Here is a 22,094-nt window from a genome sequence, read left to right on the forward strand (position 1 = left end):
TGATTTTACGCTTTGTTAACTTCATCTCGAAGTTGTCGGCGTAAAATTTTACCCACATTGGTTTTCGGTAATTCGTCTCTAAATTCTACCAGCTTAGGAACTTTATATCCCGTTAAATGATGACGGCAGTGCTTAATCAGTTCTTCTTCGGTTAATGATTTGTCTTTTGCTACCACAAAAATCTTCACTAACTCGCCACTGGCATCATTGGGAACGCCAACAGCAGCGACTTCGATAACTTTAGGGTGTAGGGCAACAACCTCTTCCACTTCATTCGGAAATACGTTAAAACCTGACACTAAAATCATGTCTTTTTTACGATCGACAATGAAAAAGAAACCTTTTTCATCCATATAACCAATATCACCAGTGGCTAACCAACCGTTTTTATCAATCACACTGGCCGTTTCTTCCGGACGCTGCCAATAGCCTTGCATCACTTGCGGGCCTTGAGCATACAACTCACCGGTTTCACCCTGGGCTAAGACTTTACCATCATCATCACGTATCTGAATGAAGGTTGAAGGCGCAGGAAAACCAATAGAGCCATTGTACCCACTGAGATTATAGGGGCAGCATGTGACCAATGGTGAGGCTTCAGTTAAACCATAGCCTTCGAGTAAGCGTGTCTTAGTAAGGTTTTGCCATTTATCAGCAACGGCGCGCTGCACCGCCATCCCCCCGCCAATAGACAATTTTAAACCAGAAAAATCAAGTTGAGTAAATTCTTCATTATTAACCAAAGCATTGAATAAGGTATTAACACCCGTTAATACCGTAAACGGGTACTTTCTAAGTTCACCCACAAATGCTGGGATATCTCGAGGGTTAGTGATCAGAAGATTTTTACTGCCTTTGTGTAAAAACAATAAACAGTTAACTGTCAGTGCGAAAATATGGTAAAGAGGCAATGCTGTCACCACAAACTCAGCACCATCATCAAGCGTTGGAGAATAAGCGCCACTAGCTTGTAAAACGTTACTTACTACGTTTTTATGGCTTAACATGGCACCTTTAGATACCCCTGTAGTTCCACCGGTATACTGTAAAAAGGCCAAATCCTCGCCACTAATATCGGCTTTAATGTACTGCAGGCGTCGGCCTTTAGAGAGCGCATCGCGAAATGATAATGCATGCGGTAAATGATATTTTGGTACTAATCTTTTAATGTATTTAACAACAAAATTCACTAAGGTGCGTTTGGGTGCGCTGAGCTGATCACCAAGGTTAGTGATAATGACCGACTCTATTGGTGTTTGATCAACAATTTCTTCTAGAGTGTTAGCAAAGTTAGACACCACAATGATGGCTCTTGCACCCGAATCGACTAATTGATGTTTTAATTCCCGTGGCGTATACAGTGGGTTAACATTAACCACCACCATACCCGCACGTAAAATACCAAACAGAGCAATAGGATATTGCAGCAAATTGGGCATCATAATGGCAACACGGTCGCCTTTATTTAAGTGCAGTTCGTTTTGTAAATATGCAGCAAATGCTCGACTTCGCTCTTCGAGTTTACGGTACGTCATCGTCGCACCCATGTTAATAAATGCAGGTTGGTCAGCATATTTTGCTACTGCATCTTCGAACATGTGTACTAAAGAACTGAATTGAGATGGGTCGATTTCGGCCGGAACATGTTCAGGTAAATTATTAATCCAAGGCTGGTCCACAGGTGTCTCCTAATAATGCCCACTGTGCTAAGACGTGCATTCCCCGTCAGTGGTAAAATATTTTATTGTCTGCGTATCATTAATATTGTTTTCGCAGGCTTTATTATGTTGCTTGTCATGAACTAAATCATACAAGTGTTTTAATTTTCGATCATAATCACATAAATAAACTAAAAATAACAGCGTTTTCACCTATGGCTAACGGCTATTTAGAATAAATGCTCCAATCGATTTAGCAACCAGGTTGGCATTCCCCATGTGAAGATGATGGTCTCCGGCTAAATGAACGATATCAATATTGGAAAACCATTTATTGGCTTGCTCTGTTGATACTGTTAATTGTTTATAGCCATCATGACCAACAATGAGTAACGAAGGCGTGTCACTTATTGTCATCAAAGCGTCAACCTGTTCAAAGGTAAAACGGTTAAGTGAGTCTAATTTTAACCGAGGATCACTACGCCAAGAATAGTGGCCATCAGTGGCGGCCATATTACGTTTGGTGATCATTTCGCACCATGGTAATGCTAATCCAGTGAGTTGATGGCGAGCCTGAATCGCAGTATCCATTGAAGAATACGTTGGAGTGACTCTGGCTAGTTGACGATTAAAGCGTTGTTGTTGCTGTAAGCCTTTTCGTAAGCGATCTTTAGCTTGTGTGGCAGATTCAGATAACGGTGCTAGGGCTTCTATTAATATGAGTTTATGGATGTTGTCAGCAAGACATGCATTGTAAGCTGACGCCACAATGCCGCCGAGCGAATGGCCCAATAAGATAATGGGACCCGTTTCTTGTGACAGGGTATGGATCACGGCTTGCAGATCGTAAATATAATCAACCCAATGCAACGGATAACGCCCTGGGCGATGATCTGATAATCCATGCCCTGGCCAATCGATGCACATCAGTTGAAATTTATCGAATAACCCTTGCTGGGCAAAGGCCTGCGCTAAGGGGATAAAACTGTCGACATTATCAAGCCAACCATGCAAAGCTAAAATCACTGGCTTGTCGGCTTGACCATAACGTTTAGCTGCAAGAGTAATATGAGCCAACGGCAATTGAATTTCTTCTACATCAATGTTCAACATTGTTGGCTCACTTTGCAAAAATTATTTAGCGGCTATTTTGGTAAATTTGATTGTCATACGATCACTTTCACCAATATCAAGATACTTCTGTTTATCTTGATCACCCATAGCTAAACGCGGTGGTAATGTCCACACACCTTTTTGATAATCTTTAGTGTCTTTAGGATTGGCATTCACTTCAGAGCTGCCGGTTAATTCAAAACCGTATTTATTGGCCAACTCAACCATTTGATTTTGATCCATATAGCCACTTTCTGCAGCCATACCGATATTGGCACGATGTTCAACAATGCCTAATGAGCCTCCAACTTTTAACACGTCATGAGCGGCTTTAAACACACCTTCCAACTCTCCTTTCATTGCCCAATTGTGCAAGTTACGGAATGTTAATACGTGGTCTGCAGAATTATCTTTACCCAATGAAAACTTAGCCGGTGGATCAAGCGTTACAAACTGTACATTGCCTACACTGGCTTTGTTATCGCTAACCCATTTTTCAAACTTCAAACCAGCTGATTTGTAATAAGCACTTTGATTCGTGTCTGTTGCAGGATTAGTCTCAAAATTAGCAGCTACATATTGGCCTTTTTCAGCTAGGTATGGCGCTAAAATTTCAGCATACCAACCACCACCTGGCCATAGTTCAATCACAGTTTGTTCAGGCTTAATATCAAAAAACGCTAATGTTTCAGCAGGATGACGATATTGGTCACGTAGTTTATTATCTGCAGTACGAAACTCGCTGGCCACTGCTTTAGCAAGGGCAGAACTAACCTGCGGTGCTGTCACTTTTTTATCGGGCATACTATCGGCTGCGTATATTGCGGTCGACATACCTAAACTTGATAAGCCAATTAAGGCTCCTAACATCATGTTACGTTTCATTTTGACACTCCCTTTTTTCGATCAACTTTACGCCAACAGAGCAACAACATAAACCCGCTAAAGGCGAGCCATGTTATTACCCATAACCATGCAGGTAGCCAAGTCATTTTAGCTAACATAACCGCATCGCCTTGACCGCTTAACCCCAATAATACCATCGGACTTGCCATGGCATTTAAAATAATCATTAACCCTAATATACGCAGTAAGGTGTTTAACAGACTACTGTTTTTTAATTTAAGTGGTAACAAAAAAAGTATTATCAATACGCTGAGTATAACAATGGTTAACACATCGCGAGCCCAAAAAAGTAACGATGCTGCCACGGTAAACGCGAGTAAAGTCAGGGTAAATCTAATGGTCTGTTTTTGCGTTGCCATCAGAAATATCGAATAACCCCAGAGTGCGGCGCCAAAATAGCCCGCATAAGCGATTAATATACTGCTGCCGCCTTGGCTAAAACAAAAGCCAGCGCCGTTTGGAAATAGCTGAATATGACTGACCGAGCCACCGGTCAATAATGTCGCGATGCCATGAGATAATTCGTGAAAATAACTTTCAAACCATTTAAAAGGTATAGAGATATAAGGGAATCGCGTCAGTAAAAAAGCCAACAGTAATTCAATCACAAAACGGCTACGACTGGGTGTTGCAGACAACGGCACATTAGGCATATAAATCAATACCAACCATTTGTTGAATTTCGTCTCTTTTAGCAGAATGCTGTGTCGATAAATACTGAGCTATAGCGCCACGCTGACTGTAAGTCTCACGGTCGAATTCAACACGCGCTTGCTGTTTGGCCGATAAAGTTGAATCGTCAACAATGGCCATGTTGCGAGCTTCAATCCCTTGAACCTCAGTTTCTACAGTAGCAGGATTAACAATAATAGGTTCGTGGGCCGCTATGATCGGCCGATTACCGGCAACAGCTTGGCTCAGGCTAATTGGGCCTGATTGATTATTTGCCATTGATAATGCTGAATTTATCGTCATTAACGACACCGTTTACCTATATTTGAATCTTATACTTTATGTCAAATTGCCGTGAATGGCTATTCTCGGCCTGGAAGTTTTTTCCACGTAACAGTATCACGAAGGTACACAGGCGAAAGTTCATCAACAGTAGTATGCAAACCTTGTTGATAACCTTGTTGTGCCAGAATTAACATGGCTTTCGCATCTGGATAAGTTGCTTGGGTGCATGGTGTCATGTGTGGCGCTATCGTTAATAATTGTGGATAGGCTTCAAAGCCTGTGCCACAAACACTAATGTTTTGTTGTGTATCGAGGGTTAACTCAATCGCTTCTGGCGCGCTAACGTGTTCTTGACCTACTAAGGTAGCAATGCCGTCTTTGGCAATGTATTGGCCCCAATAGACTTCCTTCATACGGGCGTCAATACAGCACAATACTTGCGTAGCACCTTGCTCTGTTATGGCTAATTGGGCCATAGCGGCTAAGGTCGAAATGCCAATAACCGGCAAGTCGAGTCCCAAGGCTAATCCTTGGGTCATGCTGGTACAAATGCGGATACCGGTAAAACTGCCAGGACCGCGGCCATAGGCAATCATGTCCACATCGGCCAGTGTCACTTGGGCTTGGGCTAGCACTTCATCGACCATAGGTAATAATCGTTGACTATGCTCACGTGGTGCATCAGCAATAAGTGCAAACACCTCACCATTAATGGTTAACGCAGCGGAGCAAGTTTCAGTGCAAGTATCAAGAGCGAGGATGGTTAACGGCTTTGGCATTATGATGGGTTACCCAGTAAAAAAACATCAAATAGACTCAATATGATAACTGATGCGTACGGTTTTAAAAAGCTTAAGGGATTTGTTTTAAAAATTGTAATGCACGGTCTAAGTCACGTGTGCGTTGCATGGGTGGCAAAGAATTAATAAACGCCTGGCCATAAGCGCGGTTAACGATACGGTTATCGCACAAAATAAGCACACCACGGTCTTTCTCATCACGAATTAGCCGCCCGACGCCTTGCTTTAAACTTATGACCGCTTGTGGCAGGGAAATATGGTTAAAGGGGTCAAGCCCTTGACGTTCGGCATTGGCTGCACGGGCTTTGTATAAGGCATCATCTGGCGATACAAACGGCAACTTATCGATAATCACGCAGCTGAGTAACTTACCGCGAACATCGACGCCTTCCCAAAAACTGCTGGTACCGAGTAAAACGGCATTACCTAACTGCCTAAATTTATTTAACAAACTTTGTTTACTGGCTTGGCCTTGTACCAGTAAAGGATAAGCGACTTTACCTTGTAAAGCGGATGCAACTTGTTCGAGCATTTGATGGCTAGTAAACAATATGAACGTACGGCCTTGAGCCGCGTTGATAGCTTGAATACACACATCGACTAATTGTTTTACCGTATGTTGCGACTGCCCTACTTTACCTAAATGGCGCGGTACACAAAATACCGCTTGATTAGGGTAATCAAATGGACTGTCTAAAATGATTTGTTGCGCTGATAACAAGCCTAGCTCAGTCGCAAAATGGCCCAAACTTCGGTTTACTTGTAAGGTAGCCGAGGTGAAAATCCAGCGAGTTTTGGCATCAAACAGCTGCTGGCATTGTTTTGCCACATTGATAGGACTCAGTCTTAACAGGATAAAGCGCGGACCTAACTCGACACTATAAGCCGCTTGCATGTCTTTGCATTCAAAATAGTCTTGTAGCTTTTCAGCAAGCTCATGCAATTGTTCAAACGCTAAGTCGAGTTGGTCTTCACGCCCAAGATGATGACGCATTACATTGGTAAGGTCGGTAAGTGCCTGTTGTAGTGCCCACGATACTGTCGCTAAGTGTTTATTGGCGAGTACTTTACGCCAATCAGTTACTTGGTTGTCGTACATAGCGTTGTGCCAGTCACTCAAAGCCAACAGCCCACGTTGCGACAGTTGCTCTATTTGAATACTGTCGCGAATGAGTTGTTTGTGTATTTTAATGATGCCATTAAGCAACTGATCAATTTCGCGACTGGAGATATGGCTGCCAAAGTAGTTAATGCAAATATCTGGCACCAAATGGGCTTCATCAAAAATAACCACATCAGGATCTGGCAATAACTCGGCAAACCCGGTGTCTTTTAGCAATCGGTCAGCAAAAAATAAATGGTGATTAACCACCACCACTTTTGCCTCCATGGCCCTAATACGTGCTTTACGGGTAAAACACACATCATAATGATCGCATTTTTTACCCGTACAGGTTTCTTTGGTGCTCACAATGCTAGGAATAACCTCTGAATGCTCTGCCACCGAGGTTAAATTGCCGATATCGCCATCTTTGCTTAGATGTGCCCATTGGTTAATCTTGAGTAAATCATCAATATAATATTCGCTAAATTGACTGGCATTTTGCATCTGCTTTTCAAGACGTAACTGACATAAATAATTGTTACGCCCTTTTAATAACGCAATCGGTACATGTACATCTAACATGGCAAGTAATGCGGGGAGATCTTTGAGGAATAGCTGCTCTTGCAGATTTTTACTGCCGGTACTCACAACCACTTGCTTGCCGCTGAGTAAGGCCGGAATTAAATACGCATAGGTTTTACCCACACCAGTACCCGCTTCTAAAATCAGATTATGCTTTTTAGCAATAGCGTCACTGACCGCAACGGCCATATCTGTCTGACTTTGTCGATGGTGGTAATGATGCACATGTTTGGCTAACGCACCGCGATCGCTAAATTCATGGATTACAGATTGGGTAAGTGTAGAGCTCAAAGCATCCTCAAATTATCGCGCTAATGCTGATGTAGTGTGATTTGGGCTATTATGCTTATAACGGCATCATGTTCCAACTGTTTATCACCAAAAGTTGTAAAGGCAGTTGTATAAACAATATCGATGATTTGACTAAATTTAGACCAGAAACAAAAAATGCTGGCCACCAGCGTGACTCAGCATTTCTTGACTCGTATAAAATATAATCAAACGTTTATTTTTTAGTAATTCAGAGAACAGGTTTTGAATGTGGTGTTCAGGGGTGAATTCAAATACCACTTTTTCATTGGTAACCTTGCGTTTAACACTTATGCTCGTGACTTTTTCGGCCGATTTTGACCAAATAAGTCAAATGACAATATATCAGGCATCACAAAATCATCCGTAAAACATATCTTCTATATCCACATTGCCATCTGTTCTTTGGTGGGTTTACTGCCTTTATGGACCACTTTTTCATCAACCACTACCGCTGGCGTACTCATTACGTCATAAGCCATAATTTGCGTCATATCGGTTACTTTTTCTATTTTTATAGCAACACCTTTTTCGTCGGCAACAGCTTGGGCAAGCTCAGCAGTTTCAAGACACTTTTTACAACCTGAACCTAATACTTTAATGATTTTCATTTATTGTTCCTTGTGACTAATTCGTAGATGATAGCAACGGAGCAAATGCATTAAATATCCACCCCACTAAAGTGAATGAAACTAATAGAAGGCTAAATAATATTGCCAGTAAACGCCATTGCATGACTTGCTTTAACAAAATAAATTCAGGAAAACTGGCCGCTACAGTGCTCATACAAAATGCTAATGTGGTACCTATTGGTAAACCATTGATAATAAGGCTTTCCATAATCGGAATAACACCTGTCGCATTGGAATAAAGTGGAATGCCGAGCAACACCGCAGCAGGAACAGACCACCATTGTCCGTCGCCCAAATGCGCTTCAATCCAACCGTCTGGTACAAAGCCATGCAGCGCCGCGCCCAAACCCACCCCAATGATGACCCATTTCCACACTCGGCCGAATATATCTAGCATCTCAGTTTTGGCAAATTGATGCCTTTGTGGCAATGACATAGTTTGCACTTTGCCACTATCATCAGCAGTATTGCCAACCCCCTTCTGCTGACCACGTTTTAAGGCTTCGGCCGCAAACGACTGTAGCCAACGTTCAGCCTTAATACTGTCAAGAAACAGGCCGCCTAACATTCCCACACTCATTCCAACGGCAATATACAATAAGGTAAATTTGAGCCCCAATAAGCTCATAAGCAGTAATATTGCGACTTCGTTGATTAAAGGCGAGGTAATCAAAAAGCTCATGGTGATCCCTAATGGGATCCCGGCAGAGGTAAAACCTAAAAAAACAGGAATGCTCGAACAAGAACAGAATGGCGTTATGACACCAAAACCTGATCCCATTAAATAACCTAATCCTCGGTGTTTACCTGCTAAATAATCTCTGACACGCTCAACATTTAACGAAGCCCGGATGAGGGCAATGAAATAAATCATCACCAGCAGTAAAGCAAAAATTTTAGTGACGTCTTCAACAAAAAAATGCAGCGCATCTCCGAGTTTGGTCTCTGGCGACAACCCCAATAAACTGTATATAAGCCAAGATGCAAAATCAGAAAAAATCTGAAACATAAGTTATTGCTCTATAAAAACACTACTGTAAAGATAGCCTTATTTTTAGTCGCAATATAAGATCCAGGTCTCGATTTTGTTGATGATAAAAATAAACATAGATTATCCGAAATAATATCGGGTTAATTTTTTTCTAAGTGGAATGTCTCGTTTTTGTCAGTTTTACCTATGATGACTTATTCAAACTCAAAATTTAAATGTCGATGATAAATTAATATAAAAATTAGTCAGTTAAACTCGTTTTTATTAAATCTATTACTGAATAATTCGTTGCAATGTTAACGGCATCATAATAACGTAGCCCTAGAGATCTTTGAACACAGTCAATAAGCTTAAGGAAAAGCAATAATGAAATGGTTAATTGTAGTGGTTATAAGTTGGTGTATCGGGTTTATCAGTTATCCGCTGATATGGCCTAGTGACACCCCAGACACTACCGAACATGCCGATTTATTGTCCAAAACACCACAAGGCAACACTTCAAAATTTGTCTCTGTAGGTCAAGCTAATCTTACTTCGGTAAATGATGTAACCCAGAACACTCACGACCGAGAAGCATTTAAGGCATCGTTAGGCAATGATGAAACGCCTTACATGTCGATTTTTCGCATCATGCAACTGGCCGAACAAGACCCTCTAGAAGCATTACTCGTTGCCGAAGAAACGCAACATGAAGACTTATATGGATTAATTTTAGAAATAGCGGGGAAAATGCAATTTTCAAATGTCATTTCATGGCTAGAACAGCAAAAGTCGACTGAACAATATGAATCATTACTCGACGGTTATTTACGTGGTTTAGCGTCTGTAAATCCGCAGCAAGCATTAAGCGATGTAGAGTTATTAGCAGTAGAACCAATGAAGTCGTCGATCATCATGTCGATTGTCGACTCATGGGCCAACACCGATGCAATAGCCGCATTTGAATGGTTAAAATTGCAAACAGAAACTCAATCAACGTTAAAAATGTACTTAAATACCATGTATTACTACATTGAACAGTCACCTAACGAAGCCGCCAATCTCATTTCATCACTGCCATTAAATGAATCGACTAATTATCTTATTACATCGATGGTATATCAGTTGGTTGAAAAGAATACTCAAGATGCTGTCGATTGGTTAGATACTATTGCCGTAGAGCAACGTGCCAGCGGGATATATATTGTATCTCGAAAAATGGCAGAAACAGATCCTGAGGCTGCTTTAGTATTTTTAAACAATCAAAAACAAGCTTACGATTTAAATCAAGATTATTTCAACAGTGCCTTAGCTGAAATAGCCAGTGTGGAACCCAATATGATGCTAGCGCGAATAGATAATTATGAAGCGAATGTTCAGCGGGATATTATCATTAACGCTAGCTACGCCCTCGCAGAAAATTCGGAAGTCGATTTTTTGCAGGTAATTAACTCGCTGTCCGATGACAACAAAGATATTGCTTTTCGTCAACGATCAGCCCAGTTGAGCCAAACAGATCCACAACAAGCGTTTAATGTAGCCGAACGCATTAATGATGCCACGACTCGATTAGAATCTATTGCCAGTACCGTCAATGTCTGGAGTGGGTTTGACAAACGAGCAGCGATGACAGCAATTGATAACTCAACCCTCTTAACAGCCAGTCAAAAAGCCGAAATAAGCAGTCAAATACAATTGCAGCTGACATCATCGAATATTATTTACCCTTGAGTAGCCATTTGATTATTTGGCTAACGAGCTTGTTCTATTGATTGCCACGGCAATTAACATCTTGTTATAGAAATAAGCAATCCACACAGATGCACACAATCGTTAAGTTGATGATGATGACATTAAATAGTAAGTTAATGCCGACCAAAAAGGCCACATAATGCAACGCAGACAGTTTTTAAAAGTGGGAATGTTAGGCGCTGCGGTAGGATTAACTGGTGCCAGTGCATTATGGTTAAGCCAAGGCAATGATCCAACACAACTGAACATTGCTGCACTATTAGCCAAGTTGAATAAGTTAACGATGTTATCAACCGAACAACTTGCAGGTTTAAGCACTGGCAAGTGGAACAGTGCTGAAGTGTTTACACATTGCGCGCAAAGTGTTGAATTTTCAATGAGCGGGTTTCCAGAGCATAAATCAGCACTCTTTAAACAAACTGTCGGGGCGCTGGCATTCACCGTATTTGCCACTAAAGGCGCAATGTCTCATAACTTAGCCGAACCAATCCCTGCTGCGCCAGAGTTAGACCGCAGTGTTGATGTTAATCAAGCACTCGCTAGGCTAATACAATCTTTAAAAGATTTTCAACAATATAAAACTGATTTGGCACCACATTTTGCTTATGGTGAATTAAACAAAGCAGATTACGAGCTTGCCCATGTACTGCATTTTTATAATCACCAACAGAACTTTAATCTAATGAGTTAACGGTTAAAAAATTAACATTAAATATCAAGAGCTTAAACAAAATCCCAATACAACGTTAGTGCAGCTTAGATAGCCCGTTTTTATCGATACTACTGGCATTATGTAATCGCAACGCCCAATTACCATGATGTTGCTGATCACAAGCAGTTTCAGTATCAAAGCTAACATGTTGATTAATATTTTTGAGATCAATCTGGTATTGAGCAAGGGTGCGTTGAATTAGCGTTAACAGTAGCGCTTTATGACCACTTTGATTAAATTGCGTTAGTTGTGTTTCAGTATCAAATATACAAATAATTCGTAAGCTCTTGGGGAATGTCGTGTAATCAACGACGTGCGTAATCCATGCAAAACCAGGATAGCCATCCAGTGCATGTTCGCATACGACGGTTAACCCCTCTCTTAATTTATTATCGATTTTTTTATCGGTTTTTCGCATACTAAAATGTTCTTCCTAATCTGTACAACTAGATGAATACATCATCATATTAAAAGCTATCGAGTACATTATGTTTTTATGCGCAGACATATCGTTAACCATAGTTCTGGTGACCATTAATGATGAACGGCTATTTCGTTACATAACTCTTGTTAAAGTTTGAGCTAATGACGAGGGCCTGTTTATCTTTGCAAAAACAGCCTTGAAAGATCAACAGGCCCTAAACCGTAACCCTACTTAAGATGGTCTACACCAGTATCGATCCGGTTCCCTCCAGCATTTTTTGCTCTATACATAGCTTGATCTGCATATTGAATTAATTGCTGCTCATCAGCACCATTATCGGGATAACGAGCGACACCAATACTCGGTGAAAGTTGCAAATTAAGGCTATCAAATTGATAAGTTTTCTCCAGTTCAAGTCGAATATTCTCTGCAATAAACAACACACTATCAACTGAATCAATACCATTTAGTACAACGACAAATTCATCGCCACCAAAACGTCCAACCGTATCTGATTTACGAACGCAATCACGCAAACGCTGAGCGATATTCTTAAGTAGCTTGTCACCAACAAGATGCCCATAGCTGTCATTAACATGTTTAAACCCATCAATGTCGATAAATAACAAAGAAAGATGAGAGCCTTCGCGACGCGCCAGTCCAAGCGATGTTTGTAAACGCCCAAACAACAATGCTCTATTAGGTAATTCTGTTAATGGATCATGTCCTGCAATGTAATGAAGTTGCTGCTCCATTAATTTTCGTTCAGTAATATCGTGAGCAACTGCAATTCTAAACTGGTGATCTTCAGACCATCGTGCCGACCAAAGAATATCAATTATTTTGCCATCTTTACGAACCCAACGATTTTCAAAACGAGGTAGTTTTTTGCCACTCAGCAATGATTCAACGACTTTAAGTGTCTTTATACCGTCTTCAGGATAAACATGGTCAAGCATAGGTTTGCCTATCACTTCGTCAGGAGAGTATCCAAAAATATCTTCAAATGCAGCACTAACAAACACAAAATTTCCTGCTTTATCAACCACACAAACTGCATCGAGCATTAAGTCCATAACATCTCTAAGCGCCACTACATCAATGGTCTTCATACTGTGCGTACCTCGAGAAGTTAGCTAAATTAATAAAGCGTAATACACGCCAGCTTATAAGTAGCGTCCAATAAACTCAATGGCTTATAACGATATGATTTAAACATTGCGATTCATAAAGACTAAAGGAACAAGTTTCATCACACTAAAACATCATTTATCCCTTGAATAATCGACTAGCACACGGCTCTTGTTGCATAAGAATCAAGCCATTAAACGGTATCATTAACCTAAGTGATATAGAGTGCCAAATGGGAGGCGTCATTACGCTAACGGTCTACCCTTTGTATTTATTGAGTTCTCAAAGTCATTTATTGACAAACAACAAGTAGAGGTTAATCCCCAAGGGCATTGATAGCTAAAATATTAAGCAGTTGTGTTGTTAACGCTTTCTTAATCGGCTCTAATGATCACAAACAGACAAGAAAGCATATCTTATGCAAAAAATATGGTAATTAAATAACATTAATGCTTTATCCGCTCTTGCAAACAAGCATAAATGCGGTTAAGTTAACTGCAAGTCGATATACACGACATCAGATGAGTGCATAATCTCTCATTTGAACTGATTTACTAATATCAAATAAAGAGTACTGAAATGAACATCCAAGTGACTACAATCCACCATCATCACCATATGCGGTAGCCTTCGGATGCTAACTGCCGAAGGACGATATCCTTCTGGTGGTGAACAATTATTCACATAAACCCCTGGAAGGAATTTCAGGGGTTTTTTGTTTCTAAATTTTTATTTTTATTTAAGCAGTTAAATTTACACATTTTATATTTAATACATAAGGAATTATCACATGAGTGAGTCAAAGCGTTTACGTATAGCCATCCAGAAATCAGGCCGTTTATCTAAAGAATCTCAACAATTGCTGAAAAGCTGTGGCGTTAAATTTAACGTTAATGAGCAACGCTTGATTGCACACGCAGACAACATGCCAATCGACTTATTACGCGTTCGTGATGATGATATTCCAGGCTTAGTAATGGATGGAGTTGTCGACCTAGGTATTATCGGTGAAAACGTTCTAGAAGAAGAACAAATAGAGCGCCAACTAGCAGGTAAACCGGCTGAATGCACTAAATTACGTGAATTAGATTTTGGTTCATGTCGTTTATCACTTGCGGTACCTAATGAGTTTGAATATAAAGATGCCAACTCACTAGAAGGTCTGCGCATCGCGACATCTTACCCGAACTTACTGCGCCGTTTTATGCTAGAAAAAGGCATTAACTACAGCGACTGTATGCTTAAAGGTTCTGTTGAAGTCGCGCCACGGGCAGGATTGTCAGATGGCATTTGTGATTTAGTCTCGACCGGTGCAACCCTTGAAGCGAACGGCTTGTATGAAACCGAAGTCATTTACCGCTCAATGGCTTGCATTATTCAATCAAACAAAACTCAATCTACTGAAAAACAAGCTCTAATCAACAAAATCTTATCGCGTATTAATGGCGTTATCCGTGCCCGTGAAAGTAAGTACATCTTATTGCACGCTCCAATTGAAACGTTAGATCAAATCGTTGCCCTACTCCCAGGCGCTGAAAACCCAACCGTATTACCACTTAATGACGACACTAATCGTGTGGCAATTCACGTAGTAAGCACAGAAGATTTATTCTGGGACACTATGGAAGAATTAACCGCACTAGGTGCAAGCTCAATTCTGGTCATGCCTATTGAAAAAATGATGGGGTAACACAAATGCAAATTCTCGATTGGGCTTCTTTATCTACTGAACAACAACGACAAACGTTAGCGCGTTCGCCATTAATTGGTGATGCAAGTGTAGAGCAACGTGTTCGTGACATTATTGAGCAAGTCAACGCTCAAGGTGATAGCGCATTACTGGCTTATAACAAGCAATTTGACGGTGTTGAACTGACTGAGCTCGCATTATCAACTGACGCCATTGCGGCAGCATGTGCACGTGTAGGTGACGACGTCAAACAAGCTGTTGCGCAAGCGGTGAACAACATTGAAACCTTTCACAAGGCGCAGGTGTTTCAGGGTGTTGATATAGAAACTCAAGCGGGAATTCGTTGTGAATTGCGCAGTGAACCCATCGAGCGAGTCGGCTTATATATTCCCGGTGGTACAGCTCCATTAATATCCACAGTAATGATGTTGGCGTTACCAGCAAGAATTGCCGGTTGCGAAAAGCGTGTGTTAGTCAGTCCACCGCCGATTAATGATGCGATTATTTATGCCGCCAATGTCTGTGGTATTACTGATATTTTCCAGGTGGGTGGTGCCCAAGCCATTGCGGCATTAGCATTTGGGACAGAGTCGGTGCCGAACGTAGATAAAATATTTGGTCCGGGTAATCGTTATGTGACTGAAGCAAAACGATTAGTGTCACAGGACAGCCGTATTAGTGTGTCAATAGACATGCCTGCAGGTCCGTCTGAAGTGTTAGTGATTGCCGACAAAGATGCAAATCCTGGTTTTGTTGCGGCCGATTTATTATCCCAAGCAGAACATGGTGTTGACTCGCAAGTAATGTTAGTGACTGACTCATTAACACTGGCAGAGCAAGTCAACCAAGCGTTAACTGAACAATTAGCACAGTTGAGCCGTAAAGACATCGCCGCACAAGCACTAGAATGCAGCCGCAGTATTATTGTTAGCGATATGGCGCAAGCTGCAAAAGTGTCTAATTTGTATGGCCCAGAACATTTAATTATTCAAACTACTGCCCCACGTGACGTGCTTAGGCAAGTTCGCGGTGCCGGCTCCGTCTTTTTAGGCGCTTATACCCCAGAGTCTGTGGGCGATTATGCTAGCGGTACTAACCATGTTTTACCGACTTATGGTTATAGCCGTTCAGTTTCAAGTTTGTCATTAGCCGATTTTAGTCGACGTTTTACAGTGCAAGAGCTCAGCCAACAAGGGCTTGAAACTTTAGGTAACACTGTGATGGTGTTGGCAGAAAATGAATTATTAGATGCACATAAAAATGCTATCGCCATTCGTTTAGCCAGTTTTTAGTAGTGAGTAGTGAGTCATTCATATTGTCAGCGCTATCGCTAAGCGCTAGTTAGCACCCTATTAGAGTAGAAAGTAGAGAACACCGCCATGAGCCAGACCGTAGCAGCGTCTTTTGATCCAAAGCAGTTGGTTAGACCCGAATTATTGACATTAACCCCGTACCAGAGTGCCAGACGAATTGGTGGTCGCGGTGATATTTGGATTAACGCCAATGAATCGCCATTCAATAATAGCCCGCTTGATAAAGTGAATCGTTACCCAGAATGCCAACCTGCTGAACTCATCAATGCTTACAGCCGTTATTCAGGCGTTAAGGCAAGTAATATTATTGCCAGTCGCGGTGCCGACGAAGCGATCGAATTACTCATTCGTACATTTTGTATCCCTGCCGTCGACAGTATTGCTTGTTTTGGTCCAACTTATGGAATGTATTCAATTAGTGCTGCAACCTTTAATGTAGCTGTCACAGCGTTAAGTTTAACCGATGAATATCAGTTACCGGATGCGTGGCCAACACAAATCGGCAATGCCAAAATTGTATTTATTTGTAACCCAAATAACCCAACCGGCACCGTGATTGCAAAAGACAAAATTGAACAAGCTATTAACGCAGCACCTAAAGCTATTGTGGTGGTAGACGAAGCCTACATTGAGTTTTGCCCAGACTACAGCGTGGCAGATTTACTTGGCGCCTACCCTAACCTTGTGGTGTTGCGCACATTATCAAAAGCATTTGCTTTAGCAGGTGCACGTTGTGGCTTTATGCTCGCCAGTGATGACATTATTGACTTAGTCATGCGAGTCATCGCCCCTTACCCGGTGCCATTACCGGTGTCAGACCTTGCGGTAAAAGCGTTAAGTCCTGCTGGCATTGACACTATGCGAACTCAAGTCGCCAGTTTAATTGAACAAGGCAAACGCTTAAGCGTTGCATTAACAGCCTATGGCGCTAAGGTGTTACCTGCCAACGGTAACTATGTTTTAGCCCAATTTGACGATGTACAAGCAGCCGCTAAACGATTAAGCGATTCCGGCGTGGTTGCTCGAGCATACAAAGACCCACGCCTTGCTGATGCGATTCGTTTTAGCTTTACATCAGCCAAACAAACCGATGTGATTGTTCAGTTATTTGGTTAGTGCGTTAGTGCACGTTGCATATCGGTCAATACCCTATACATCATAAATAAGAATTAGATATCACCATTAAGGTAGTTAGCATGAAACAGAAAATCCTTTTTATCGACCGCGACGGTACATTAGTTGAAGAGCCAGCCATCGATAAACAACTCGATAGTTTGGCTAAATTAGTGTTTGAACCACAAGTGATCCCAGCGTTACTTAAATTGCAGAAAGCCGGTTTCCGTTTAGTCATGGTCAGCAATCAAGACGGTTTGGGCACACCTTCGTTTCCAAAAGCAGACTTTGATGCCCCGCACGACATGATGATGCAAATTTTTTCAAGCCAAGGTGTCGTTTTTGACGATGTGGTTATCTGTCCACACTTTAATGATGAAAACTGCAGCTGTCGTAAGCCTAAACTTGGCTTAGTAAAAGACTACTTAACCCAAGGTAAAGTAGATTTTACCGAATCCGCGGTAATTGGCGATCGTGAAACTGACGTTGAGCTCGCTAATGCCATGGGCATTAAAAGCTTTAAATATAATCGTCAAACACTCGACTGGGACGCTATAACCAGCGCTTTATTAAGTAAAGGTCGCGTGGCAACGGTAGTGCGTACCACCAAAGAAACCGACATCAAAGTCACCATCGACTTAGACAACCAAAGCAAAGGTAAGATTGAAACCGGGATTGGCTTTTTTGACCATATGCTGGATCAAATTCAAACCCACGGTAATTTTAAAATGGACGTGCATGTTGACGGCGACCTAGAAATTGACGACCACCACAGCGTAGAAGACACGGCCCTCGCTATTGGCGATGCCATTCGCCAGGCATTAGGCGACAAACGCGGTATCGCTCGTTTTGGTTTTAGCTTACCTATGGATGAAGCCAGTGGCGAATGTTTAATGGACATTTCTGGTCGTCCATTCATAAAATTCAATGCTGACTTTGATCGTGAAATGGTCGGTGAAATGGCCATCGAAATGGTGCCTCACTTCTTCCGCTCATTCGCTGATGGCCTACGTTGCACTTTGCACATTGGATCGAAAGGCGATAACGATCACCACAAAGTAGAAGCACTGTTTAAAGTGTTAGGCCGTACGCTTCGCCAAGCGGTGAAAGTCGAAGGTGACATACTGCCATCAAGCAAAGGTGTGCTGTAAGGAGTTCATGTGACACAAGTATCGAATACTTCAAACGCTAGCAATGATCTTACCGTGATTATTGATACCAGCTGTGCCAATTTAAGCTCTGTACGGTTTGCTTTTGAGCGCCTGAATGCCAATGTCTTAGTCAGTGCTGACTTTGATGTCATCCGCAGCGCCGCAAGAGTGGTACTACCGGGTGTTGGCACCGCTGGTGCGGCCATGGATGCCCTAAAACAAAAGAACCTTATCGAGCTAATTAAAAGCTTAACGCAACCTGTTATGGGCGTGTGTTTAGGCATGCAAATGCTGGCATCATTGTCTAATGAACATGGCGGCCGCAGCGAGCAAAATATCACCTGTCTAGGATTAGTGCCGACAGACATTGGCGACCTAGACAGTAAAGGCTTACCGCTGCCACACATGGGCTGGAATCAAATAGAGGTGAGCGATCACCCATTATTTGTTGGCATTGAAAATGGCAGCTACGTGTATTTTGTTCACAGTTACCGTGCACCAATCAGTGAGTACACCCTAGCCAGCAGCACTTATGGCGAGTCATTCAGTGCCGCCATTGGTAAAGGTAACTTTTTTGGGGTGCAATTCCACCCAGAAAAAAGTGCCAAAGTAGGCGCACAAATTTTACAGAACTTCTTAAACATGGGGACACCACAGTGATTATTCCTGCCATTGATTTAATTGACGGCCAAGTGGTGCGCTTGTACCAAGGTGACTATGACAAACAGACCACCTTTGACTTAAGTCCACTGGTACAATTGCAGTCTTATCAAGCCCAAGGGGCAAAATTGCTGCATATCGTTGACTTAACGGGTGCTAAAGATCCGAATAAACGCCAAACTCAATTAATTGCTGAACTTGCTGCGGGACTTGATGTTGATATTCAAGTCGGCGGCGGTATTCGCAGCGAAGAGCAAGTCGCGGAATTATTAGCCATTGGGGTTAAACGTGTGGTGATAGGCTCTCTTGCAGTCAAAGAGCCTAAACTGGTCAAAAGTTGGTTTGTAAAATACGGCAGCGGTGCCATTTGTTTAGCTCTTGATGTCAATATTAACGATAACGGCGACAAAATTGTCGCCGTATCGGGCTGGCAATCGGGTGGCGGTAAGTCATTAGAGTCGTTAGTGGCTGAATTTGAAACCGTCGGTCTTAAGCATGCTTTAGTGACTGATATTAGCCGTGATGGCACCTTAACAGGCGCCAATACCGAGCTCTACACGGAACTTGCCGCAACGTATCCCCATATCCTTTGGCAAGCCTCTGGTGGCATTGCAACACTTGACAATGTTGCCGCTGTACGCGACAGCAAAGCATCGGGCATTATTATCGGTAAAGCTTTACTGATTAACCAATTTACCGTTAAGGAGGCAATACAATGCTGGCCAAACGCATAGTTCCGTGTCTTGATGTACGCGAAGGTAAAGTGGTTAAAGGGGTGCAGTTTCGCAATCACGAGATTGTTGGAGACATCGTTCCCCTCGCCGCCCGTTATGCAGAAGAAGGCGCTGATGAGTTAGTGTTTTATGACATTACCGCCAGCGCGCACGACCGCGTTATCGATAAATCTTGGGTTAGCCGCGTAGCTGAACAAATTGATATTCCGTTTTGTGTCGCCGGGGGCATTAAAACCATCGAGCAAGCACGCGAAAAACTCGCCTTTGGTGCTGATAAAATATCGATTAACTCGCCTGCATTAAGCGACCCGAGTTTAATATCACGCCTACAAGATGAGTTTGGCCGCCAGTGTATCGTTATCGGCATTGACTCATTTTACGATGCTGTCAGCGATAGTTACAAAGTAAAACAGTTTACCGGGGATGAAGCCGCTACCAAAGACACTCAATGGTATACTCAGGATTGGGTTGAAGAAGTGCAAAAACGCGGTTGTGGCGAGATTGTATTGAACGTCATGAACCAAGACGGCGTGCGCGGTGGTTATGACATCAAACAACTCAGCATTGTACGCGCCATTTGCGATGTACCGTTAATTGCTTCTGGCGGTGCGGGCACCATGGAGCACTTTAAAGAAGTGTTTGAACTTGCCAAGGTTGATGCCGCATTAGCAGCAAGCGTGTTTCATAAAGGCATCATTGATATTGGTGAGTTAAAACAATACTTGCACGCCAATAACATCGCGATTCGTTTATAGGCTTAGACTTTTACGAAACTAGAAAATAGCCTTACCCAAAAAGAGATTACAGATGACAGACATCAAATTTGATAGCACAGGCGTAGATTGGGACAAGCAACAAGGCTTGATCCCAGCGGTTGTACAGCACCACCTAACGGGCAAAGTCCTCATGCTAGGTTACATGGACCAAGCTGCATTAGAGAAAACCTTAGCCACCAAACAAGTCACTTTTTTTAGTCGTTCTAAACAACGTTTATGGACCAAAGGCGAAACCTCAGGCAACACGCTTGATCTCATTGCTATCGACAAAGATTGCGACAACGACAGTTTTCTAGTTCAAGTTATTCCTAACGGCCCAACTTGCCACACTGGGACAGAAAGCTGCTGGAAAGATGGTAACGCGCATCCTTTTATCGATAATCTAACCAAGTTGATTATTTCACGTAAAGGCCAAAGTGCTGAGTCAAGCTATACTGCCTCGCTATTTGAACGTGGTACTAAGCGTATCGCCCAAAAAGTCGGTGAGGAAGGTTTAGAAACTGCGCTTGCTGCTGCGACTCATGATAAAGAGGAGCTTGTGAATGAAGCCTCTGATTTGATGTATCACTTAATCGTGTTACTTGAAGACCAAGGCTTATCAATGGCTGATATTAATAAAAACTTATTAGATCGCCACAATAAAGCCAAGTAGTTTTCGAGTCCTTCTGCATTAAATAGAAAAAGACGCTACGGCGTCTTTTTTGTTGATATACATTGATATAAAAATGGTTTTATTTACATTTTATGACTTTGCGTTATCGTCAAATTACCATTAACATGCAAATCACGTTGTGGGTATGCTATCACCACATTATTCTCGTTAAATAGTTCATACATTCTAAAGCGAATTTCGCTACGACGGCGGCGGATATCCGTTTCTGACACTGCACTGACCCAGAATATTAAGTCGAAAATCAATGCGTTGTCGCCAAAGTCCTCAAATAAGACAGAAGGTTTAGGTTGCGGCAGAATATCATCCCGCTCAGCAATAACTTGATAAATCAGCTCACGCACTTTAATCACATCCGAACCGTAAGCGACACCTACACGAACAAATGTACGTGCATTTTTATCGATCAAGGTCCAATTAGTTACGGTATTTTCCAGTAACTGACTGTTAGGCACTAGCATGTGCACCCCGTCATTTCGGCGTATCAAGGTTGAGCGAGTATTAATACACTCCACTACTCCACGGGCTTCACCGACTTCTAAAAAGTCACCGATACGGATTGGCCGTTCCCACATTAAAATCCAACCACTGATAAAGTTATTGATAATGTTTTGTGCACCAAAACCGACCCCAATGGCTATCGCACCAGACACAAACGCAAATGCCGTTAATGGAATATTTAAAATTTCCATACTGGTAAACACCAGCACCGCAATACTGATAATAAAATACATGCGAGTGAACAAGTGAATTGCATCTGCGCCCACTTTACGACGTTTTAGTGCTTTAACAATCAATCGCCCAACACGAGTGATAATAAACCACGCTAAAAATATGTAGAGAGGCACTTGCAACAGCTGCAATAAGGTGATGTGATGATTATCATAAGTGAATACCACAAACGATAAAGCCGCTAATAACTCATTAAAATCCATA

At 42.1% G+C, this 22,094-nt stretch carries 22 protein-coding genes; 10 read left to right on the forward strand and 12 right to left on the reverse strand.

Going from position 1 to position 22,094, the window contains the following annotated elements:
• Positions 1-5 precede the first annotated feature (5 nt).
• The 9 genes from fadD to H5125_RS04855 form a co-directional block, all read right to left on the reverse strand.
• The gene (gene fadD / locus H5125_RS04815) at positions 6-1,679 is read right to left on the reverse strand and encodes a long-chain-fatty-acid--CoA ligase FadD (protein WP_182743674.1); all 1,674 of its coding nucleotides are present in this window, start codon (positions 1,677-1,679) and stop codon (positions 6-8) included.
• Positions 1,680-1,877: 198 nt separating this feature from the next.
• Positions 1,878-2,771, reverse strand: coding sequence for an alpha/beta fold hydrolase (locus H5125_RS04820; RefSeq protein ID WP_182743675.1), 894 nt, complete (start codon positions 2,769-2,771; stop codon positions 1,878-1,880).
• A gap of 21 nt (positions 2,772-2,792) precedes the next feature.
• Positions 2,793-3,575, reverse strand: a complete 783-nt coding sequence (locus H5125_RS04825; RefSeq protein WP_243756366.1) for a class I SAM-dependent methyltransferase — start codon at positions 3,573-3,575, stop codon at positions 2,793-2,795.
• A gap of 77 nt (positions 3,576-3,652) precedes the next feature.
• On the reverse strand, positions 3,653-4,330 hold the full coding sequence (locus H5125_RS04830; RefSeq protein ID WP_101087575.1) for a M50 family metallopeptidase: 678 nt from the start codon (positions 4,328-4,330) through the stop codon (positions 3,653-3,655).
• Positions 4,323-4,652, reverse strand: a complete 330-nt coding sequence (locus tag H5125_RS04835; protein ID WP_182743677.1) for a hypothetical protein — start codon at positions 4,650-4,652, stop codon at positions 4,323-4,325. The genes H5125_RS04830 and H5125_RS04835 overlap by 8 nt, the downstream gene beginning before the upstream one ends.
• Before the next feature lie 59 nt (positions 4,653-4,711).
• Positions 4,712-5,413: a tRNA (adenosine(37)-N6)-threonylcarbamoyltransferase complex dimerization subunit type 1 TsaB gene (gene tsaB, locus H5125_RS04840; protein WP_162022929.1), complete on the reverse strand. Its 702-nt coding sequence runs from the start codon at positions 5,411-5,413 to the stop codon at positions 4,712-4,714.
• Between the two features lie 73 nt (positions 5,414-5,486).
• Complete coding sequence (locus H5125_RS04845; RefSeq protein ID WP_182743678.1) at positions 5,487-7,412, reverse strand: ATP-dependent DNA helicase; 1,926 nt, start codon at positions 7,410-7,412, stop codon at positions 5,487-5,489.
• 398 nt (positions 7,413-7,810) lie between these two features.
• Complete coding sequence (locus tag H5125_RS04850) at positions 7,811-8,041, reverse strand: thioredoxin family protein (protein ID WP_182743679.1); 231 nt, start codon at positions 8,039-8,041, stop codon at positions 7,811-7,813.
• Between the two features lie 16 nt (positions 8,042-8,057).
• Complete coding sequence (locus H5125_RS04855) at positions 8,058-9,071, reverse strand: permease (protein WP_182743680.1); 1,014 nt, start codon at positions 9,069-9,071, stop codon at positions 8,058-8,060.
• 348 nt (positions 9,072-9,419) lie between these two features.
• Here H5125_RS04855 and H5125_RS04860 point away from each other — a divergent pair, with 348 nt between their 5' ends.
• Positions 9,420-10,763 carry a hypothetical protein gene (locus H5125_RS04860; protein WP_162022925.1) on the forward strand — a complete coding sequence of 448 codons (1,344 nt, stop codon included), beginning with the start codon at positions 9,420-9,422 and terminating at the stop codon, positions 10,761-10,763.
• Between the two features lie 160 nt (positions 10,764-10,923).
• A complete protein-coding gene (locus H5125_RS04865) occupies positions 10,924-11,475 on the forward strand; it encodes a DUF1569 domain-containing protein (RefSeq protein WP_182743681.1) in 552 nt (183 codons plus the stop codon).
• 55 nt (positions 11,476-11,530) lie between these two features.
• Here H5125_RS04865 and H5125_RS04870 read toward each other — a convergent pair whose 3' ends face one another.
• Positions 11,531-11,914, reverse strand: a complete 384-nt coding sequence (locus tag H5125_RS04870; RefSeq protein ID WP_182743682.1) for a Fis family transcriptional regulator — start codon at positions 11,912-11,914, stop codon at positions 11,531-11,533.
• Positions 11,915-12,147: 233 nt separating this feature from the next.
• On the reverse strand, positions 12,148-13,032 hold the full coding sequence (locus tag H5125_RS04875) for a diguanylate cyclase domain-containing protein (RefSeq protein ID WP_101087565.1): 885 nt from the start codon (positions 13,030-13,032) through the stop codon (positions 12,148-12,150).
• A gap of 809 nt (positions 13,033-13,841) precedes the next feature.
• On the opposite strand from H5125_RS04875, the gene hisG reads away from it, so the two are divergent.
• From hisG to hisIE, 8 genes are all read left to right on the forward strand, one after another.
• Positions 13,842-14,741 (forward strand): ATP phosphoribosyltransferase, encoded by a 900-nt coding sequence (gene hisG / locus H5125_RS04880; RefSeq protein WP_101087564.1) that lies wholly within the window; start codon positions 13,842-13,844, stop codon positions 14,739-14,741.
• Between the two features lie 5 nt (positions 14,742-14,746).
• Positions 14,747-16,033, forward strand: a complete 1,287-nt coding sequence (hisD, locus tag H5125_RS04885) for a histidinol dehydrogenase (protein ID WP_182743683.1) — start codon at positions 14,747-14,749, stop codon at positions 16,031-16,033.
• Positions 16,034-16,120: 87 nt separating this feature from the next.
• A complete protein-coding gene (hisC, locus tag H5125_RS04890; RefSeq protein WP_182743684.1) occupies positions 16,121-17,170 on the forward strand; it encodes a histidinol-phosphate transaminase in 1,050 nt (349 codons plus the stop codon).
• Positions 17,171-17,250: 80 nt separating this feature from the next.
• A complete protein-coding gene (gene hisB / locus H5125_RS04895) occupies positions 17,251-18,318 on the forward strand; it encodes a bifunctional histidinol-phosphatase/imidazoleglycerol-phosphate dehydratase HisB (RefSeq protein ID WP_101087561.1) in 1,068 nt (355 codons plus the stop codon).
• Positions 18,319-18,327: 9 nt separating this feature from the next.
• Positions 18,328-18,978: an imidazole glycerol phosphate synthase subunit HisH gene (hisH, locus tag H5125_RS04900; RefSeq protein ID WP_182743685.1), complete on the forward strand. Its 651-nt coding sequence runs from the start codon at positions 18,328-18,330 to the stop codon at positions 18,976-18,978.
• The gene (hisA, locus tag H5125_RS04905; protein ID WP_182743686.1) at positions 18,975-19,712 is read left to right on the forward strand and encodes a 1-(5-phosphoribosyl)-5-[(5-phosphoribosylamino)methylideneamino]imidazole-4-carboxamide isomerase; all 738 of its coding nucleotides are present in this window, start codon (positions 18,975-18,977) and stop codon (positions 19,710-19,712) included. Before hisH ends, hisA begins: the two co-directional genes overlap by 4 nt.
• On the forward strand, positions 19,694-20,467 hold the full coding sequence (hisF, locus tag H5125_RS04910) for an imidazole glycerol phosphate synthase subunit HisF (protein ID WP_101087558.1): 774 nt from the start codon (positions 19,694-19,696) through the stop codon (positions 20,465-20,467). Before hisA ends, hisF begins: the two co-directional genes overlap by 19 nt.
• 52 nt (positions 20,468-20,519) lie before the next feature.
• On the forward strand, positions 20,520-21,140 hold the full coding sequence (gene hisIE, locus H5125_RS04915) for a bifunctional phosphoribosyl-AMP cyclohydrolase/phosphoribosyl-ATP diphosphatase HisIE (RefSeq protein WP_101087557.1): 621 nt from the start codon (positions 20,520-20,522) through the stop codon (positions 21,138-21,140).
• 83 nt (positions 21,141-21,223) lie between these two features.
• Here the strand turns inward: hisIE and H5125_RS04920 are convergent, their stop codons facing one another.
• Positions 21,224-22,093, reverse strand: coding sequence for a mechanosensitive ion channel family protein (locus H5125_RS04920; protein ID WP_101087556.1), 870 nt, complete (start codon positions 22,091-22,093; stop codon positions 21,224-21,226).
• Between the last annotated feature and the right edge of the window lies 1 nt (position 22,094).

Origin of the sequence: Shewanella sp. SR44-4, from assembly GCF_014163715.1 — a bacterium.
Taxonomy (GTDB): domain Bacteria; phylum Pseudomonadota; class Gammaproteobacteria; order Enterobacterales; family Shewanellaceae; genus Shewanella.

What these genes read in the sequence shown, in the direction of transcription:
- hisG (WP_101087564.1), top strand. Translation starts at nt 13,842, where the DNA reads ATGAGTGAGTCAAAGCGTTTACGTATAGCCATCCAGAAATCAGGCCGT.
- H5125_RS04820 (WP_182743675.1), bottom strand. Translation starts at nt 2,771, where the DNA reads ATGTTGAACATTGATGTAGAAGAAATTCAATTGCCGTTGGCTCATATT.
- H5125_RS04830 (WP_101087575.1), bottom strand. Translation starts at nt 4,330, where the DNA reads ATGCCTAATGTGCCGTTGTCTGCAACACCCAGTCGTAGCCGTTTTGTG.
- H5125_RS04870 (WP_182743682.1), bottom strand. Translation starts at nt 11,914, where the DNA reads ATGCGAAAAACCGATAAAAAAATCGATAATAAATTAAGAGAGGGGTTA.
- tsaB (WP_162022929.1), bottom strand. Translation starts at nt 5,413, where the DNA reads ATGCCAAAGCCGTTAACCATCCTCGCTCTTGATACTTGCACTGAAACT.
- H5125_RS04860 (WP_162022925.1), top strand. Translation starts at nt 9,420, where the DNA reads ATGAAATGGTTAATTGTAGTGGTTATAAGTTGGTGTATCGGGTTTATC.
- hisD (WP_182743683.1), top strand. Translation starts at nt 14,747, where the DNA reads ATGCAAATTCTCGATTGGGCTTCTTTATCTACTGAACAACAACGACAA.
- H5125_RS04920 (WP_101087556.1), bottom strand. Translation starts at nt 22,093, where the DNA reads ATGGATTTTAATGAGTTATTAGCGGCTTTATCGTTTGTGGTATTCACT.
- hisIE (WP_101087557.1), top strand. Translation starts at nt 20,520, where the DNA reads ATGACAGACATCAAATTTGATAGCACAGGCGTAGATTGGGACAAGCAA.
- H5125_RS04835 (WP_182743677.1), bottom strand. Translation starts at nt 4,652, where the DNA reads ATGACGATAAATTCAGCATTATCAATGGCAAATAATCAATCAGGCCCA.
- H5125_RS04855 (WP_182743680.1), bottom strand. Translation starts at nt 9,071, where the DNA reads ATGTTTCAGATTTTTTCTGATTTTGCATCTTGGCTTATATACAGTTTA.
- H5125_RS04850 (WP_182743679.1), bottom strand. Translation starts at nt 8,041, where the DNA reads ATGAAAATCATTAAAGTATTAGGTTCAGGTTGTAAAAAGTGTCTTGAA.
- hisC (WP_182743684.1), top strand. Translation starts at nt 16,121, where the DNA reads ATGAGCCAGACCGTAGCAGCGTCTTTTGATCCAAAGCAGTTGGTTAGA.
- H5125_RS04865 (WP_182743681.1), top strand. Translation starts at nt 10,924, where the DNA reads ATGCAACGCAGACAGTTTTTAAAAGTGGGAATGTTAGGCGCTGCGGTA.
- hisF (WP_101087558.1), top strand. Translation starts at nt 19,694, where the DNA reads ATGCTGGCCAAACGCATAGTTCCGTGTCTTGATGTACGCGAAGGTAAA.
- H5125_RS04875 (WP_101087565.1), bottom strand. Translation starts at nt 13,032, where the DNA reads ATGAAGACCATTGATGTAGTGGCGCTTAGAGATGTTATGGACTTAATG.
- hisB (WP_101087561.1), top strand. Translation starts at nt 17,251, where the DNA reads ATGAAACAGAAAATCCTTTTTATCGACCGCGACGGTACATTAGTTGAA.
- H5125_RS04825 (WP_243756366.1), bottom strand. Translation starts at nt 3,575, where the DNA reads ATGCCCGATAAAAAAGTGACAGCACCGCAGGTTAGTTCTGCCCTTGCT.